Below are 15,560 nucleotides of genomic sequence, written 5' to 3' on the forward strand. Positions count from 1 at the left end.
GACGGCGGGCCGGAACGGACCAGGGGACCAGACTCAGGGACTGAGGAGACATGACCGAGGACAGCATGGGCCGCGGCCGACGTGCCGCGGGCCGGCGCCGGCGCAAACCGCCGAAGCGCCGCAGGGCTCTCGTCATCGCCGCGTGGAGCGCGGCGGGGGTGGTCCTGCTGGGGGGCGCGGGCCTCGGCTACTTCTACTTCAAGCTCAACGGCAATCTGAAGACCGTCGACATCGACCAGGCCCTCGGCACCGACCGCCCGCAGAACGTCGACAACGGCTCGATGGACATCCTGGTGCTCGGCTCCGACTCCCGCGGCGGCGCCAACGGCGAGTACGGCCAGGACGACGGCGGCTCGGCCCGCTCCGACACCGCGATGATCGTCCACCTCTACGAGGGCCACAAGCAGGCCAGCGTCGTATCGATCCCGCGCGACACCATGACGGCCCGTCCCGAATGCCCCACCGGCAAGGGCAAGAGCGACCCGGGCGGCCCGCGCAAGCAGTTCAACGAGGCGTACACCATCGGCGGGGCCGCCTGCGCGGTCAAGACCGTCGAGAAGATGTCGGGGATCCGGATGGACCACTACATCGAGGTCGACTTCACGGGCTTCAAGAAGATCATCGACAACCTCGGCGGCGTCGACGTGACCACCACCAAGCCGATCAAGGACGGCGCCAGCCACCTCGAACTCGCGGCCGGCCCGAACCACCTCAACGGCGAACAGGCCCTCGGCCTCGTCCGCACCCGCAAGAGCGTCGGCGACGGCAGCGACCTGGGCCGAATACAGCTCCAGCAGGCCTTCATCAAGGCACTGATCAAGCAGGTCAAGAGCATCGGGGTGTTCGACAACCCCAAGCGGCTGGTCGACCTCGCCGACTCCGCGACCAAGGCGATCACCACCGACAAGGCGCTCGGCGACGTGAAGTCCCTCATGGGCTTCGCCCAAGGCCTGCAGGGCATCGAGGCCCAGAACATGCACATGATCACCCTGCCGGTGACGGTGGACCCGCGTGACGCCGATCGCGTCGCCCCGCTGACGAAGGAGTCGAAGCTCGTCTGGGAAGCGCTGCTCGCGGACCGGCCGATCCCGGCCGAGGCCACCGAGAAGTCCATGGGGGACAAGGGCACCGTCGGCGGCATCGTCCAGTAGGGAGCCCCTGCTCAGGCGGCTTCCGTACGGATTCCGCGGGGGCGCGGAATAGATGCCGGCCCCCCTCCGTTGAGGGATGCGTCCTCAGAATTTTGACAGGCAGCCCGGTCCTGGCAGACTGGTCTGTCGGCCCCGGTTCACGCAGTGCGCAATTCGGCTCCTGCGACCCGGCGCCCTCCCGAATCTAGGAGACACCTTGAAGCGCGATGTTCACCCCGAGTACGTCGAGACCCAGGTCAGCTGCACCTGTGGCGCGTCGTTCACCACCCGTAGCACCCTGACCGAGGGCTCCATCCGAGCCGAGGTCTGCTCCGAGTGCCACCCGTTCTACACGGGCAAGCAGAAGATCCTCGACACCGGTGGCCGCGTGGCCCGCTTCGAGGCGCGCTTCGGCAAGGGTGCGGCCAAGAAGTAGCGCGACCCAGGCGCCGGTCACCGGCCGCCCCCTGTCCACTCGGGGGCGGCCGGACCGGCGCCTTTGTCGTCGTCTCGCCAAGTCACCCCGTTCGTACTTTCACCACAGGAGCCCCCGATGTTCGAGGCGGTCGAGGAATTGGTCGGCGAACACGCCGATCTTGAGAAGAAGCTCGCCGACCCTTCGGTCCACTCGGATCAGGCCAACGCGCGCAAGCTGAACAAGCGCTACGCGGAGCTGACCCCGATCATCGCGACCTTCCGTGCCTGGAAGCAGTCGGCCGAGGACATCGAGACGGCCAAGGAGTTCGCGGCCGACGACCCGGACTTCGCCGCCGAGGTCAAGGAGCTGACCCAGCAGCGCGAGGAGCTCACCGAGAAGCTCCGCCTGCTGCTGGTCCCGCGTGACCCCAGCGACGACAAGGACGTGCTCCTGGAGGTCAAGGCGGGCGCGGGCGGCGACGAGTCGGCGCTGTTCGCCGGCGACCTGCTGCGCATGTACCTGCGCTACGCCGAGCGGGTGGGCTGGAAGACCGAGATCATCGACGCCACCGAGTCCGAGCTCGGCGGCTACAAGGACGTCCAGGTCTCCGTCCGCACCAAGGGCGGCAACGGCGCCACCGAGCCCGGCCAGGGCGTGTGGGCCCGCCTGAAGTACGAGGGCGGCGTGCACCGCGTCCAGCGGGTTCCGGCCACCGAGTCCCAGGGCCGCATCCACACCTCCGCCGCCGGCGTGCTCGTCACCCCGGAGGCCGAGGAGGTCGAGGTCGAGGTCAACATGAACGACCTCCGCATCGACGTGTACCGCTCCTCCGGCCCCGGCGGCCAGTCCGTCAACACCACCGACTCGGCCGTGCGCATCACGCACCTCCCGACCGGTGTGGTCGCCTCCTGCCAGAACGAGAAGAGCCAGCTCCAGAACAAGGAGCAGGCCATGCGCATCCTGCGGTCGCGCCTGCTGGCCGCCGCCCAGGAAGCCGCCGAGCAGGAGGCCTCCGACGTGCGCCGCAGCCAGGTGCGCAGCGTGGACCGGTCCGAGAAGATCCGTACGTACAACTACCCGGAAAACCGGATCTCGGACCACCGGACCGGTTTCAAGGCGTACAACTTGGACCAGGTGCTCGACGGTGACCTCGACCCGGTCATCCAGGCCTGCGTGGACACCGACTCCGCAGCCAAGCTCGCGGCCGCGCACTGACCCTGATCCCTGCTTCACCCCCCGTTCGACAGCAGCCCGGAGGACCAGCGTGAACTTGCTGCTTGCCGAGGTGGCCCAGGCCACCCAGCGGCTGGCCGCCGCCGGCGTGCCCTCACCGCGTTTCGACGCGGAGGAGCTCGCGGCCTTCGTGCACGGCGTCAAACGGGGGGAACTGCACCACGTCAAGGACGCGGACTTCGACGCCCGCTACTGGGAGGCCGTCGCCCGCCGCGAGGCGCGCGAGCCGCTCCAGCACATCACCGGCCGCGCCTTCTTCCGGTACCTGGAGCTCCAGGTCGGGCCCGGGGTGTTCGTGCCCCGGCCCGAGACCGAGTCGGTCGTCGACTGGGCCATACACGCCGTCCGGGCGATGGACGTGGTCGAGCCCATGATCGTGGACCTGTGCACCGGCTCCGGCGCCATCGCGCTCGCCATGGCGCAGGAGGTGCCGCGCTCGCGCGTGCACGCGGTCGAGCTGTCCGAGGACGCCCTGCGGTGGACCCGCAAGAACGCCGAGGGGTCCAGGGTCACCGTCCACCAGGGCGACGCCCTGAGCGCCCTGCCGGAGCTCGACGGCCAGGTCGACCTGGTCATCTCCAACCCGCCGTACATCCCGCTCACCGAGTGGGAGTACGTCGCCCCCGAGGCCCGCGACCACGATCCGGAGATGGCGCTCTTCTCCGGCGAGGACGGCCTCGACACCATCCGCGGCATCGAGCGCACCGCCCACCGGCTGCTGCGGCCCGGCGGCATCGTCGTCATCGAGCACGCCGACACCCAGGGCGGCCAGGTCCCGTGGATCTTCGCCGAGGAACGGGGCTGGGCCGACGCGGCCGACCATCCGGACCTCAACAACCGTCCCCGCTTCGCGACCGCGCGCAAGGCACTGCCGTGACCGGCGCGACGATTCCCGCCACCCCCCTGCTGCACGAGGAGGCCCGCTGATGGCCCGGCGATACGACTGCAACGACGCGACGGACCGTAAGACGGGTCTGCGTGAAGCCGCGTCCGCCGTGCGCCGCGGCGAGCTCGTCGTGCTGCCCACCGACACCCTGTACGGGATCGGCGCGGACGCCTTCAGCCCGGAGGCCGTCCACGACCTGCTCGCCGCCAAGGGGCGGGGGCGCGGTATGCCCACCCCGGTGCTCATCGGCTCCCCGAACACCCTGCACGGCCTCGTCACGGACTTCTCCGAGCAGGCGTGGGAGCTCGTCGACGCGTTCTGGCCGGGTGCGCTGACGCTGGTCGCCAAGCACCAGCCGTCCCTGGCGTGGGACCTGGGGGACACCGACGGCACGGTCGCCGTCCGCATGCCCCTGCACCCCGTCGCGATCGAGCTGCTGACCGAGGTCGGCCCGATGGCGGTGTCCTCGGCCAACCTGTCCGGTCAGCCGGCGCCCGAGGACTGCGACGCGGCGCGCGAGATGCTCGGGGACTCCGTGTCCGTGTACCTGGACGGCGGCCCGACGCCCGGCATCCAGCCGTCGTCGATCGTCGACGTCACCGGGAAGGTTCCCGTCCTGCTGCGGGAGGGCGCGCTCAGCGCCGAGCAGCTGCGGGAGGTCGTACCCGACCTCGAGGTCGCCCCGTGAGCCCTGAGGGGCGTGGCATAGCTGGGGGAAACGCTTTCCGCATACTCCACGTCAGCACCGGCAACGTGTGCCGCTCGCCGATCACCGAGCGGCTGACGCGGCACGCCCTGTCGCACCGGCTGGGCGGGATCGTGACGGGCGACCTCATCGTGGAGAGCGCCGGCACCTGGGGCCACGAGGGCGCCCCGATGGAGGCCAACGCGGCCGCCGTGCTGGCGGACTTCGGGGCCGACGCCTCCGGTTTCACCGGGCGCGAGCTGCTGGACGAGCACGTCATACGTGCCGACCTGGTCCTGACCGCCACCCGTGACCACCGGGCGCAGGTCATCTCGATGGGCCACTCCGCCGGGCTGCGGACCTTCACGCTGAAGGAGTTCACCCGGCTGGTGCGGGCGATAGATCCGGCCACGCTGCCGCCGCTGGACGACGGCATGGCGGAGCGGGCGCGGGCGCTGGTGCGGGCCGCCGCGGCGCTGCGGGGATGGCTGCTGGCGCCCTCGCCGGACGCGGACGAGGTGTACGACCCGTACGGGGCGCCGATCACCTTCTTCCGCTCGATCGGCGACGAGATCAACCAGGCGCTGGACCCCGTGGTCACGGCCCTGACGGGCGTCACGGCCTCGCGCTGACCCTGCGGGCTCCGCCCCAGCCCCCGCGCCTCGAACGCCGGCCGGGCTGAAAGATCGGGCTCCGCCCCGGACCGTCCCCCGACTCCGTCCGGGGGGACCCCCAGTGCCTCAAACGGCGGCGGGCTGGATCCGGTGCGGCCAGGATGGTCGGCGTCGCCGCAGGGCGCGGTGCGGGGCGCGGGCCTAAAGTGGCTGGTACCCGGTACCACCTGGAGTCGTGCCATGAGCGTCATCACCCAGCCCACGGACCTGCTGCGGCAGCAGGATCCGCAGATGGCCGACGTGCTCGACGGGGAGCGGCAGCGGCAGGCCGGGAGCCTGCAGCTGATCGCCGCCGAGAACTTCACCTCCCCCGCGGTGCTCGCCGCGCTCGGGTCGCCGCTCGCCAACAAGTACGCCGAGGGATACCCCGGCCACCGGTACCACGGCGGCTGCGAGTACGCCGACCTGGCCGAGCAGATCGCCGTGGAGCGGGCCAAGGCGCTGTTCGGAGCCGAGCACGCGAACGTGCAGCCGCACTCCGGCTCCTCCGCCGTCCTGGCCGCGTACGCCGCGCTGCTGCGGCCCGGGGACACGGTGCTGGCGATGGGGCTCCCGTACGGGGGGCACCTCACCCACGGATCGCCCGCCAACTTCTCCGGGCGCTGGTTCGACTTCGTCGGGTACGGGGTCGACGCCGAGACGGGTCTCATCGACTACGAGCAGGTGCAGGACCTCGCCCGCGCGCACCGCCCCAAGGCGATCGTGTGCGGGTCCATCTCCTACCCCCGCCACCCCGAGTACTCGGCCTTCCGGGAGATCGCCGACGAGGTCGGGGCCTATCTGATCGCCGACGCGGCCCATCCGATCGGGCTGGTGGCCGGCGGGGCCGCGCCCAGTCCCGTGCCCTACGCCGACGTCGTCTGCGCGACCACGCACAAGGTGCTGCGCGGCCCGCGCGGCGGGATGGTCCTGTGCGGCGCCGAGTTCGCCGAGCGCATCGACCGGGCGGTGTTCCCGTTCACCCAGGGCGGCGCCCAGATGCACACCATCGCCGCCAAGGCCGTGGGCTTCGGCGAGGCGGCCAGGCCGGCCTTCACCACCTACGCCCACCGGGTCGTCGCCAATGCCCGGGTGCTGGCGGGCGCCCTCGAAGAGCACGGTTTCACCATCACCACCGGCGGCACCGACACGCATCTGATCACCGCCGACCCGGCGCCGCTGGGCATGGACGGCCCGACCGCCCGCGGCCGGCTGGCCGCCGCCGGGATCGTCCTCGACACCTGCGCCCTCCCGTACGGGGACCAGCGCGGCGTCCGGCTGGGAACGGCCGCGGTGACCACCCAGGGGATGGGGGAGGCGCAGATGCGCCGGATCGCGGCGCTGTTCGCCGCGGGGCTGCGCGTGGACGGCGCGAAGACACGTACGGAGGTCAATGAGCTGGCACTCGAATTTCCCCCTTACGGGGAGTAAGCGGGACAAGAGGGGCGTAGTGCAACCGGGATACGGCCCCCTCGCGTCCTCGGGGGAGGGGACATCGCAGCTAATGTGTGGGGCTGAGATGGCCGGCGATACATCTGGGGCAGCCCGTGCGTGAATATCTGCTGACGCTTTGCGTCACGGTCGCGGTGACCTACCTGCTGACCGGGCCCGTGCGGAAGTTCGCGATCGCGGCCGGGGCCATGCCGGAGATCCGTGCCCGCGACGTGCACCGAGAGCCCACGCCACGGCTGGGCGGCATCGCCATGTTCGGCGGTCTGTGTGCGGGCCTGCTGGTCGCCGACCACCTGCGGAACCTCAACGGCGTCTTCGAGCTGTCGAACGAACCGCGCGCGCTGCTCTCCGGCGCGGCCCTGATCTGGCTCGTCGGCGTCCTCGACGACAAGTTCGAGATCGACGCCCTCATCAAGCTCGGCGCCCAGATGATCTCCGCCGGCGTGATGGTCATGCAGGGCCTGACGATCCTGTGGATCCCGGTCCCGGGCATCGGCACGGTCCCGCTCACCCAGTGGCAGGGCAACCTGCTCACCGTGGCCCTCGTCGTGATCACCATCAACGCGGTGAACTTCGTCGACGGCCTCGACGGCCTGGCCGCCGGGATGGTCTGCATCGCCGCCGCGGCGCTCTTCCTCTACGCGTACCGGATCTGGTTCGGCTACGGCATCGAGTCGGCCGCGCCCGCGACCCTCTTCGCCGCCATCCTGATGGGCATGTGCCTGGGCTTCCTGCCGCACAACATGCACCCCGCGCGGATCTTCATGGGCGACTCCGGCTCCATGCTCATCGGGCTGGTGCTGGCCGCCTCCGCGATCTCCCTGACCGGCCAGGTGGACCCGGACACCCTGGCCCTCTTCGCGGGCGGTGAGCGCAACGCGACGCACGCGATGCTCCCCGCGTACATCCCGCTGATCCTGCCCCTGACGATCATCGCGATCCCGATGGCGGACCTGGTCCTGGCCATCGTGCGGCGTACGTGGAATGGCCAGTCGCCCTTCACGGCCGACCGCGGGCACCTCCACCACCGGCTGCTGGAGCTCGGGCATTCGCACAGCCGCGCGGTCCTGATCATGTACTTCTGGTCGGGGCTGATCGCCTTCGGCACGGTGGCGTACTCGGTGCACTCCGCCACCATGTGGATCGTGCTGGCGATCGCCGCGCTGAGCGCCGTGGGTCTGATCCTGCTGCTCCTGCCGCGCTTCACCCCGCGCACCCCGCGGTGGGCGGAGGGTCTGGTTCCGCCGCGCTACCGGCACGCCGCACGGGCGGCCGAGGCGGCCGCGGAAGCGGCCGCGCTGGATGCCTCGGGCACGGAGCCGCAGCCCGCCAGGCCGATCGCGGCGGGCGTCTCCGGCGTCAACGGAGCGACCGCCGTGGGCCCCCGTTCGCGCTTCCCCGACCGGCGTAAGGCCGAATCCACCCGCTGACGGCCGCATCGCATGTCGGACATGGATGCCCTTTACCAGACAACCCGCATGTCTGTCGCACACACGCGCAGGGTCCCTCTCATGTGTGACAGTCAGCACACCGGGCAGGTAAAGCTCTCATCAAATAGTTTGTGATACCGTTCACTAAACCCGGCGACAGAGCCGAAGGACCGTAGTGCGACGGCCCCTTGGCCCGAGGTTCTCTCTCGGACCGGGCTTACGCTCGTCCTGTACGAGTCCAGTGCCCCCACCACCACGCGGAGCAAACCGCCATGCGGTCAGATGACGTCCGACTCCTCCTGCAAGCCGCTGTACCCACCGCTGTAGCCGGCGCTATCGCCGCCGTGATCAGCGCGTTGGTCGTCGGCGGCAAGGGCGCGGTCGGAGCCGTCGTCGCGACGCTGGTCGTGATTCTTTTCATGGGCATCGGATTCGTCGTTCTGCAGCGCACGGCGAGGTCACTCCCGCATCTTTTCCAGGCCATGGGGCTCATGCTCTACACGGCCCAGATCCTGCTGCTTTTCGTCTTTGTCGCGGCGTTCAAGAACACCACCCTGTTCAACCCCAAGGCGTTCGCGATCACGCTCGTCGCCACCACCCTGGTGTGGATCGGCGCGCAGACCCGTGCTCATATGAAGGCCAAGATTCTTTACGTCGAACCGGACTCGGTGAAGGGCGACAAGCCCGAAAATCCGGGGCCGAAGTCGTGAAGGGTAGGGCCGGGATAAGTGGGCGTTCGAGATCCTGCTATCGTCCGGTGCCAACTGCGGCACTGCGGGCGCGGGCATCTGAGCTGACGCCTGTTCCATCGCGAGGCTCGATGCCTGACTGCCGCCCCACCATCCGTTACACCAGTCCAGTGCCGAACCGCGGCTGCGCGCCGCGCCGACACAACGAGGTTGCCGTACCTATGCGCCACGCTGAAGGAGCCCTGCGGTGAGTGCTGCTGACATGACGCTCGCCTTCGAGATCAATTGTCATTTCGAAGACGGCACTGGCTGCGGCTTCCCGGGCCCGACCCTGTACTCGTTCCTGTTCAAGCCGATCTTCGGTGACGACAGCGGCCTGTACTTCAACAAGACGATGCTGCTGGCCCTGCTGGGCTCGGTCATCATCGTCGGCTTCTTCTGGGCCGCGTTCCGGAAGCCGAAGGTCGTCCCGGGCAAGCTGCAGATGGTCGCCGAGGCCGGCTACGACTTCGTGCGCCGCGGCATCGTCTACGAGACGATGGGCAAGAAGGAGGGCGAGAAGTACGTGCCCTTCATGGTCGCGACGTTCTTCTTCGTCTGGATGATGAACCTCTGGTCGATCGTCCCGCTCGCCCAGTTCCCGGTGACCGCGGTCATCGCGTACCCGGCCGGTCTCGCCGCCGTCATCTACGTCATGTGGATGTCGGTGACCTTCAAGCGCCACGGCTTCGTCGGCGGCTTCAAGAACATCACCGGTTACGACAAGTCGCTCGGCGGGATCCTGCCGCTGGTCATGGTGATCGAGTTCTTCTCGAACGTCCTGGTCCGGCCCTTCACCCACGCGGTCCGACTGTTCGCGAACATGTTCGCCGGTCACACCCTGCTGCTGCTGTTCACCATCGCCAGCTGGTACCTGCTGAACGGGATCGGCATCGCCTACGCGGGCGTCTCGTTCGTCATGGTCATCGTGATGACCGCGTTCGAGCTCTTCATCCAGGCTGTCCAGGCCTACGTCTTCGTGCTCCTGGCTTGCAGCTTCCTGCAGGGCGCGCTCGCCGAGCACCACTGAGCGCGACCCGCTCCAAGCAATCCCCCCAGTCGTCCGGTGGCCAACCCCCACCGGTCCGTGAAAGAGAAGGAAGAACTGGCATGTCCCAGACCCTTGCTGCCGTCACCGGTTCCCTCAGCTCCGTGGGCTACGGCCTCGCGGCCATCGGCCCCGGCGTCGGCGTCGGCATCATCTTCGGTAACGGCACCCAGGCGCTCGCCCGTCAGCCCGAAGCTGCCGGTCTGATCCGCGCCAACCAGATCCTCGGCTTCGCCTTCTGTGAGGCGCTCGCCCTCATCGGTCTGGTCATGCCGTTCGTCTACAGCTGACGAACCCCACGACTAGTCCGAATCGACGAAAGGCACTGATGTGAACCTCCTGGTTCTCGCGGCCGAGGAGCCGGGTAACCCCCTCGTCCCGCCGATCCCCGAGCTCGTCATCGGTCTGCTCGCCTTCGTCATCGTCTTCGGTTTCCTCGCGAAGAAGCTCCTCCCGAACATCAACAAGGTTCTGGAAGAGCGCCGCGAGGCCATCGAGGGCGGTATCGAGAAGGCGGAATCCGCCCAGACCGAGGCCCAGAGCGTCCTGGAGCAGTACAAGGCCCAGCTCGCCGAAGCCCGGCACGAGGCCGCGCGCCTGCGCCAGGAAGCGCTGGAGCAGGGCACTGCGCTCAAGGAAGAACTGCGCGCAGAGGGCCAGCGGCAGCGTGAGGAGATCATCGCTGCCGGCCACGCCCAGATCGCGGCCGACCGTAAGGCCGCCTCTCAGGCGCTGCGTCAGGACGTGGGCAAGCTCGCCACCGACCTGGCCGGAAAGCTCGTCGGCGAGTCCCTTGAGGACCACGCCCGGCAGAGCCGCACCATCGACCGTTTCCTCAGCGAGCTCGAGGAGAAGGCCGAGGCGGCCCGATGAACGGAGCGAGCCGCGAGGCGCTGGCCTCCGCGCGTGAGCGTCTCGACGCGCTGACGGACAACACGTCCGTCGACGCGGCGAAGCTCGCCGGTGAGCTGGCTGCCGTCACCGCGCTGCTCGACCGTGAGGTCTCGCTGCGTCGGGTCCTCACCGACCCGGCGCAGTCCGGCGAGGCCAAGGCCGAGCTGGCCGGTCGGCTGCTCGGCGGCCAGGTCGGCGGGGAGACCCTCGACCTGGTGTCCGGCATGGTCCGGTCCCGCTGGTCGCAGTCCCGCGACCTGGTGGACTCGCTTGAGGAGCTGGCGGCCACCGCCGACCTCACGGCGGCCCAGCAGGGCGACGCGCTCGACAACGTCGAGGACGAGGTGTTCCGGTTCGGCCGGATCGTCTCCTCGAGCACCGAGCTGCGTTCCGCGCTGACCGACCGCGCGGCCACCGCCTCCGCCAAGAGCGAGCTGCTGCGCAGCCTGCTCGGCGGCAAGGTGAACGCCGTCACCGAGCGCCTGGTGATCCGTCTTGTCACGCACCCGCGTGGACGTAGCCTGGAAGCGGGACTCGAGTCCCTTTCCAAGCTCGCCGCCGAGCGCCGTGACCGCATGGTCGCCACCGTGACCAGCGCGGTTCCGCTCAGCGACGTGCAGAAGGCGCGCCTCGGCGCGGTGCTGGCCAAGCTGTACGGCCGCCAGATGCACCTGAACCTCGACGTGGACCCCGAGGTCCTCGGCGGGATCTCGGTGCGAGTCGGCGACGAGGTCATCGACGGCACCATCGCGGACCGCCTCGCAGAGGCGTCCCGCCGCATGGCCGGCTGACCAGCCACCAAAAGAACAAAGCATTCCTAGCGGCCCGGTTGGGCCGTGCAGAACTTGCAGAAGATTCCTGGGGGTCGCCCCCAGACCCCTAAGAAGCTTCAGGCCCAACAAGGAGAGCAGGGAACCCAGATGGCGGAGCTCACGATCCGGCCGGAGGAGATCCGGGACGCACTGGAGAACTTTGTCCAGTCGTACCAGCCGGACGCGGCCTCGCGCGAGGAGGTCGGAACGGTCAGCGTTGCCGGCGACGGCATCGCGAAGGTGGAGGGCCTGCCCTCCGCCATGGCGAACGAGCTGCTGAAGTTCGAGGACGGCACCCTCGGTCTCGCCCTCAACCTCGAGGAGCGCGAGATCGGTGCGGTCGTCCTCGGCGAGTTCAGCGGTATCGAGGAGGGCCAGCCGGTGCAGCGCACCGGTGAGGTGCTCTCCGTCGGCGTCGGCGAGGGCTACCTCGGCCGCGTCGTCGACCCGCTCGGCAACCCGATCGACGGTCTCGGCGAGATCGCGACCGAAGGCCGCCGCGCCCTCGAGCTGCAGGCCCCCGGCGTCATGGTCCGCAAGTCGGTCCACGAGCCGATGCAGACCGGCTACAAGGCCATCGACGCGATGGTCCCCGTCGGCCGCGGCCAGCGTCAGCTGATCATCGGTGACCGTCAGACGGGTAAGACCGCCCTGGCCGTCGACACGATCATCAACCAGCGCGACAACTGGCGCTCCGGCGACGTGAACAAGCAGGTTCGCTGCATCTACGTCGCCATCGGCCAGAAGGGCTCGACCATCGCGTCCGTTCGCGGCGCCCTGGAAGACGCCGGCGCGCTCGAGTACACGACGATCGTCGCCGCCCCGGCGTCCGACCCGGCCGGCTTCAAGTACCTGGCGCCGTACACCGGTTCCGCCATCGGCCAGCACTGGATGTACGCCGGCAAGCACGTCCTGATCATCTTCGACGACCTGTCGAAGCAGGCCGACGCCTACCGCGCCGTGTCGCTGCTGCTGCGCCGCCCGCCGGGCCGTGAGGCCTACCCGGGTGACGTCTTCTACTTGCACTCCCGTCTGCTGGAGCGCTGCGCGAAGCTGTCCGACGACATGGGTGCCGGTTCGATGACCGGTCTGCCGATCGTCGAGACCAAGGCGAACGACGTGTCGGCGTTCATCCCGACCAACGTCATCTCCATCACCGACGGCCAGTGCTTCCTTGAGTCCGACCTGTTCAACGCGGGCCAGCGCCCGGCGCTGAACGTCGGTATCTCGGTCTCCCGCGTCGGTGGCTCCGCCCAGCACAAGGCCATGAAGCAGGTTTCCGGCCGTCTGCGCCTGGACCTCGCCCAGTACCGCGAGCTGGAGGCGTTCGCCGCCTTCGGTTCCGACCTGGACGCCGCTTCGAAGGCTTCGCTGGAGCGCGGCAAGCGCCTGGTCGAGCTGCTGAAGCAGGGCCAGTACCAGCCGATGCCCGTCGAGGAGCAGGTCGTCTCCGTCTGGGCCGGCACCACCGGCAAGATGGACGACGTCCCGGTGGGCGACATCCGTCGCTTCGAGTCGGAGCTGCTGGAGCACCTGCGCCGCGAGCGCAAGGACCTCCTCACCTCCATCGCCGACGGCGGCAAGATGTCGGACGACACCCTGTCCTCCATCGCGGACGCCATCACCGGCTTCAAGCGGCAGTTCGAGACCTCGGACGGCAAGCTCCTGGGCGAGGACGCACCGGCCGTCAACGTCTCCAAGTGACGACGGAAGGGACCTGACTCATGGGAGCGCAGCTCCGGGTCTACAAGCGTCGCATCCGTGCCATCACGGCGACCAAGAAGATCACCAAGGCGATGGAGATGATCGCCGCCTCGCGCATCGTCAAGGCGCAGCGCAAGGTGGCGGCGTCGATGCCGTACGCGACCGAGCTCACCCGTGCGGTGACCGCGGTGGCAACCGGTTCGAACACCAAGCACGCCCTGACGACCGAGGTCGAGCAGCCGACCCGTGCCGCGATCCTGCTCGTCACGAGCGACCGCGGTCTGGCCGGCGGCTACTCCTCGAACGCCATCAAGCAGGCGGAGCGGCTCACCGAGCGGCTGCGCGCTGAGGGCAAGGAGGTCGACACGTACATCGTCGGCCGCAAGGGTGTCGCCTACTTCGGGTTCCGCGAGCGCAAGGTCGCGGATTCGTGGACCGGCTTCACCGACAGCCCGGCCTACGCCGACGCCAAGCGCGTCGCCGGACCGCTGATCGAGGCCATCCAGCTGGACACGGCCGAGGGCGGCGTCGACGAGCTGCACGTCGTCTACACGGAATTCGTGTCGATGATGACGCAGAACGCGGTCGACGGCCGGATGCTGCCGCTCAGCCTCGACAAGGCAGAGGAGGAGGACGGCGCGAAGGGCGAGATCCTTCCGCTGTTCGACTTCGAGCCGTCGGCGGAGGACGTCCTCGACGCCCTTCTGCCGCGCTACGTCGAGAGCCGCATCTACAACGCACTGCTGCAGTCGGCCGCTTCCGAGCACGCCGCCCGCCGCCGCGCGATGAAGTCGGCGACCGACAACGCCGGAGACCTCATCAAGAGCCTCTCCCGGCTTGCCAACGCGGCCCGCCAGGCCGAAATCACCCAGGAAATCAGCGAGATCGTCGGTGGCGCGAGCGCCATGGCTGACGCGACCGCGGGGAGTGACAAGTAATGACGACCACTGTTGAGACGGCCGCCGCCACGGGCCGCGTCGCCCGGGTCATCGGCCCGGTCGTCGACGTGGAGTTCCCCGTCGACGCCATGCCCGAGATCTACAACGCCCTCAAGGTCCAGGTCGCCGACCCGGCCCAGGACGGCGCGCTGAAGACCCTGACCCTCGAGGTCGCGCAGCACCTGGGTGACGGCCTCGTCCGTACCATCTCGATGCAGCCGACCGACGGTCTGGTCCGCCAGGCCGCGGTGACCGACACGGGCGAGGGCATCACCGTCCCCGTCGGTGACTTCACCAAGGGCAAGGTGTTCAACACCCTGGGTGAGGTGCTCAACTACCCGGAGACGAACGCCGAGGTCACCGAGCGCTGGCCGATCCACCGCAAGGCGCCCCGCTTCGACGAGCTCGAGTCGAAGACCGAGATGTTCGAGACCGGCGTCAAGGTCATCGACCTTCTCACCCCGTACGTCAAGGGTGGAAAGATCGGTCTGTTCGGTGGTGCCGGTGTCGGCAAGACCGTTCTGATCCAGGAAATGATCTACCGCGTCGCCAACAACCACGACGGTGTGTCGGTCTTCGCGGGTGTCGGTGAGCGTACCCGTGAGGGCAACGACCTCATCGAGGAGATGGCCGAGTCCGGCGTCATCGACAAGACGGCGCTTGTCTTCGGTCAGATGGACGAGCCCCCGGGCACGCGTCTTCGCGTCGCGCTGGCCGGTCTGACCATGGCGGAGTACTTCCGCGATGTGCAGAAGCAGGACGTGCTGTTCTTCATCGACAACATCTTCCGGTACACCCAGGCGGGTTCCGAGGTGTCGACCCTGCTCGGCCGTATGCCCTCCGCGGTGGGTTACCAGCCGAACCTGGCCGACGAGATGGGTCTCCTCCAGGAGCGCATCACCTCGACCCGTGGTCACTCGATCACCTCGATGCAGGCGATCTACGTCCCCGCGGACGACCTGACCGACCCGGCGCCGGCGACCACCTTCGCCCACCTCGACGCGACGACGGTTCTCTCCCGTCCGATCTCCGAGAAGGGCATCTACCCGGCCGTGGACCCGCTGGACTCGACGTCCCGCATCCTCGACCCGCGGTACATCGCGGCGGACCACTACGCCACGGCGATGCGCGTCAAGGGGATCCTGCAGAAGTACAAGGACCTCCAGGACATCATCGCGATCCTCGGTATCGACGAGCTGGGCGAGGAGGACAAGCTCGTTGTCCACCGTGCCCGTCGCGTCGAGCGCTTCCTGTCGCAGAACACCCACGTGGCGAAGCAGTTCACCGGCGTGGACGGTTCGGACGTTCCGCTCGAGGAGTCGATCACCGCGTTCAACGCGATCTGCGACGGTGACTACGACCACTTCCCCGAGCAGGCGTTCTTCCTGTGCGGTGGCATCGAGGACCTGAAGGCCAACGCCAAGGAGCTGGGCGTCTCCTGATCCGGCGCGCTCCGCGAGGGGCGCATCCGGTTCGCAGGCCACCAGCGAAGGCTGACAGTGTCTGCAGACGGAGAGGGGCGGGTGTGTCCCGTCCCTCTCCTCACGCC

Annotated in this window: 16 protein-coding genes; all 16 read left to right on the forward strand. The window is 69.0% G+C overall.

Going from position 1 to position 15,560, the window contains the following annotated elements; genetic code table 11:
• The first annotated feature begins 50 nt into the window (after nt 1-50).
• Nucleotides 51-1,151, forward strand: coding sequence for an LCP family protein (locus ACZ4VT_RS06450; RefSeq protein WP_467947143.1), 1,101 nt, complete (start codon nt 51-53; stop codon nt 1,149-1,151).
• A gap of 196 nt (nt 1,152-1,347) precedes the next feature.
• Nucleotides 1,348-1,566: a 50S ribosomal protein L31 gene (gene rpmE, locus ACZ4VT_RS06455; protein ID WP_030708126.1), complete on the forward strand. Its 219-nt coding sequence runs from the start codon at nt 1,348-1,350 to the stop codon at nt 1,564-1,566.
• 117 nt (nt 1,567-1,683) lie between these two features.
• Nucleotides 1,684-2,763, forward strand: a complete 1,080-nt coding sequence (gene prfA, locus ACZ4VT_RS06460) for a peptide chain release factor 1 (RefSeq protein WP_467947145.1) — start codon at nt 1,684-1,686, stop codon at nt 2,761-2,763.
• 49 nt (nt 2,764-2,812) lie between these two features.
• Entirely contained in the window at nt 2,813-3,658 is an 846-nt protein-coding gene (gene prmC / locus ACZ4VT_RS06465; protein ID WP_030295285.1) for a peptide chain release factor N(5)-glutamine methyltransferase, read from the forward strand.
• A 49-nt stretch (nt 3,659-3,707) separates the two neighbouring features.
• The gene (locus tag ACZ4VT_RS06470; protein WP_351293187.1) at nt 3,708-4,355 is read left to right on the forward strand and encodes an L-threonylcarbamoyladenylate synthase; all 648 of its coding nucleotides are present in this window, start codon (nt 3,708-3,710) and stop codon (nt 4,353-4,355) included.
• A complete protein-coding gene (locus tag ACZ4VT_RS06475) occupies nt 4,352-4,984 on the forward strand; it encodes an arsenate reductase/protein-tyrosine-phosphatase family protein (protein ID WP_351293191.1) in 633 nt (210 codons plus the stop codon). Before ACZ4VT_RS06470 ends, ACZ4VT_RS06475 begins: the two co-directional genes overlap by 4 nt.
• A gap of 222 nt (nt 4,985-5,206) precedes the next feature.
• The gene (locus ACZ4VT_RS06480) at nt 5,207-6,436 is read left to right on the forward strand and encodes a serine hydroxymethyltransferase (RefSeq protein ID WP_467947147.1); all 1,230 of its coding nucleotides are present in this window, start codon (nt 5,207-5,209) and stop codon (nt 6,434-6,436) included.
• 104 nt (nt 6,437-6,540) lie between these two features.
• Nucleotides 6,541-7,887, forward strand: a complete 1,347-nt coding sequence (locus ACZ4VT_RS06485; protein WP_467947206.1) for an MraY family glycosyltransferase — start codon at nt 6,541-6,543, stop codon at nt 7,885-7,887.
• A 272-nt stretch (nt 7,888-8,159) separates the two neighbouring features.
• A complete protein-coding gene (locus tag ACZ4VT_RS06490; protein ID WP_467947149.1) occupies nt 8,160-8,597 on the forward strand; it encodes a hypothetical protein in 438 nt (145 codons plus the stop codon).
• 241 nt (nt 8,598-8,838) lie between these two features.
• On the forward strand, nt 8,839-9,645 hold the full coding sequence (gene atpB / locus ACZ4VT_RS06495; protein WP_467947208.1) for a F0F1 ATP synthase subunit A: 807 nt from the start codon (nt 8,839-8,841) through the stop codon (nt 9,643-9,645).
• Between the two features lie 80 nt (nt 9,646-9,725).
• Nucleotides 9,726-9,953 (forward strand): ATP synthase F0 subunit C, encoded by a 228-nt coding sequence (gene atpE / locus ACZ4VT_RS06500; protein ID WP_030386954.1) that lies wholly within the window; start codon nt 9,726-9,728, stop codon nt 9,951-9,953.
• Between the two features lie 40 nt (nt 9,954-9,993).
• A complete protein-coding gene (locus ACZ4VT_RS06505; protein ID WP_053705305.1) occupies nt 9,994-10,536 on the forward strand; it encodes a F0F1 ATP synthase subunit B in 543 nt (180 codons plus the stop codon).
• Nucleotides 10,533-11,348: a F0F1 ATP synthase subunit delta gene (locus ACZ4VT_RS06510; RefSeq protein ID WP_327264467.1), complete on the forward strand. Its 816-nt coding sequence runs from the start codon at nt 10,533-10,535 to the stop codon at nt 11,346-11,348. The genes ACZ4VT_RS06505 and ACZ4VT_RS06510 overlap by 4 nt, the downstream gene beginning before the upstream one ends.
• A 129-nt stretch (nt 11,349-11,477) precedes the next feature.
• A complete protein-coding gene (atpA, locus tag ACZ4VT_RS06515; RefSeq protein ID WP_467947151.1) occupies nt 11,478-13,073 on the forward strand; it encodes a F0F1 ATP synthase subunit alpha in 1,596 nt (531 codons plus the stop codon).
• A gap of 20 nt (nt 13,074-13,093) precedes the next feature.
• Nucleotides 13,094-14,011, forward strand: a complete 918-nt coding sequence (locus ACZ4VT_RS06520) for a F0F1 ATP synthase subunit gamma (RefSeq protein WP_467947153.1) — start codon at nt 13,094-13,096, stop codon at nt 14,009-14,011.
• Nucleotides 14,011-15,453: a F0F1 ATP synthase subunit beta gene (gene atpD / locus ACZ4VT_RS06525; protein WP_467947155.1), complete on the forward strand. Its 1,443-nt coding sequence runs from the start codon at nt 14,011-14,013 to the stop codon at nt 15,451-15,453. Before ACZ4VT_RS06520 ends, atpD begins: the two co-directional genes overlap by 1 nt.
• The last annotated feature ends 107 nt before the right edge of the window (nt 15,454-15,560 follow it).

The organism is Streptomyces sp. NPDC029164, assembly GCF_055563995.1.